Origin of the sequence: Streptomyces oceani, assembly GCF_001751245.1 — a bacterium.
In the GTDB taxonomy this organism is placed as follows: Bacteria; Actinomycetota; Actinomycetes; order Streptomycetales; family Streptomycetaceae; genus Streptomyces; species Streptomyces oceani.
On record NZ_LJGU01000112.1, the window covers coordinates 101,065 to 102,901 of the forward strand.

Consider the following 1,837-nt stretch of genomic DNA (forward strand, 5'->3'; position numbering starts at 1 on the left):
GGGGCGCGGCGGGTCGGTCAACCGGCCGGCCGGCCGTGCGCGGTGGAGTCGCCGGCGGCGACCCCGAAGGCCGGCGGCACGGACTCGCCGGTCATGGACAGTCGGGCCGCCGCCCGGCGGGGCAGCGGCAGGTGCAGGAAGGCGCCGTGCACGATGCCGTCTGGTGACATGGGGCGGGCGTCGAAGCGGGAGACGGGCACGATCTCGAAGCTCTCCCGGCCGTGCGAGGCGAGCAGCGAGACCTCGACGACGCGGCGGGAGCCGTCGGCGAGCCGGGCCAGTTGCACGATCACGTCGACGGCTGAGTTGATCTGGTCCTGGAGCGCGGCGAACGGCACCTCCACCTCGGACATCGAGGCCAGCGTCTGTAGTCGCATCAGCGCGTCCTCCGCGCTGTTGGCGTGCACGGTGGCCAGCGAACCGTCGTGGCCGGTGGACATGGCCTGGAGCATGTCCAGGGTCTCGCCGCCGCGCACCTCGCCGACGATGATCCGGTCGGGGCGCATCCGCAGCGAGTTGCGTACCAGGTCGCGCACGGTGACCCGGCCCTTGCCCTCGACGTTCGGCGGGCGGGTCTCCAGCCGGATGACGTGCCGCTGCTGGAGTTGCAGCTCGGCCGCGTCCTCGACGGTGATGATGCGTTCGCGCTCCGGAATCAGCGCGGAGAGGGCGTTGAGCAGCGTCGTCTTGCCGGAGCCGGTGCCGCCGGAGACGATCACGTTGAACCGGGCGCGGATGCAGGAGGCGAGCAGCAGCATCAGCTGTTCGTCCAGGGTGCCCAGGTCGATCAGCTCGTCCAGCTTGTACGCGCGGGGGAAGCGCCGGATGGTGAGGGTGGCGCCGGTCAGCGAGAGCGGCGGGATGATGACGTTGACGCGTTCGCCGGAGGGCAGCCGGGCGTCCACCATCGGGTTGGACTCGTCGACGCGGCGGTTGACGGTGGAGACGATGCGCTCGATGGTCTGCATCAGCTGCTCGTCCGAGGCGAACTGCACGGGCACCCGCTCGACCCGGCCGAAGCGTTCGACGAAGATCTGGTCCGGGCCGTTCACCATGATCTCGGTGATCGAGGTGTCCTCCAGCAGCGGCTCCAACACCCCCAGCCCCAGAGCCTCGTCCACCACCCGGCGGATCAGCGAGTCGCGGTCCTGGGTGGCCAGCACCGGGCCCTCGCGGCTGATGATGTGGCCCAGCACCCGCTCCAGCCGGGTGCGCCGCTCACCGGGCGCGAGCGTGGACATCTCGGCGAGGTCGATCTCCTCCAGCAGCTTGGCGCGGTACGTCGGCACGAGCGCGCTGGTGCTGTCCTGCTGCCCGGCCGGGGAGCCGCCGGGCGGGGCGGCGGTGCCGGGCCGGTCACTGTCGGACGTACCGAGGCGGGAGCGCAGGCTCATCGGCGGGGCCTCTCCTTCCGATGGGGGCCGGTGGTCTGGCGGGCTGACGGGCTGGTGGTCTGGGTGTAACCCCGGGGCTATTCGCTGGGCATGGTGACGGTGCGGGAGGCGGAGCCGAGGCTGTCCATGCCCGGGAGGACGGACGGGATGGTGACGTTGACGGTCGCGGTGGCCTCGTCCTCACCCCGGGCGCAGTCGAAGGAGGCGCGCTTCGCGGTCCAGTCGCTCATGGCGCTCTTGCCGCTGCTGGCGCACTGGTCGGCCAACTCCTGGTCGCTGGCCGTACGGGCGGCGGCGCGGGCGCCCGTACCAGCCTGCTGGACGGCGTAGCCGGCGAGTCCGAGCTGGATGGCGGCGAGCGCGACCAGGAGCAGCAGCGGGAGCATGCCGGCGAACTCGATGCTGGACGCGCCACGGTCCCGCCCCGGCGGGCGGCCGCCGCC

Annotated in this window: 2 protein-coding genes; both read right to left on the reverse strand. The window is 72.4% G+C overall.

What is annotated here, in order from left to right; all coding sequences use genetic code 11:
• Nucleotides 1–17: 17 nt before the first annotated feature.
• Nucleotides 18–1,394 (reverse strand): TadA family conjugal transfer-associated ATPase, encoded by a 1,377-nt coding sequence (locus tag AN216_RS05870; RefSeq protein ID WP_070195519.1) that lies wholly within the window; start codon nucleotides 1,392–1,394, stop codon nucleotides 18–20.
• A 77-nt stretch (nucleotides 1,395–1,471) separates the two neighbouring features.
• Nucleotides 1,472–1,837, reverse strand: a 366-nt coding sequence (locus tag AN216_RS05875; protein ID WP_070195520.1) for a TadE/TadG family type IV pilus assembly protein, incomplete at its 5' end; no start/stop codon positions are given.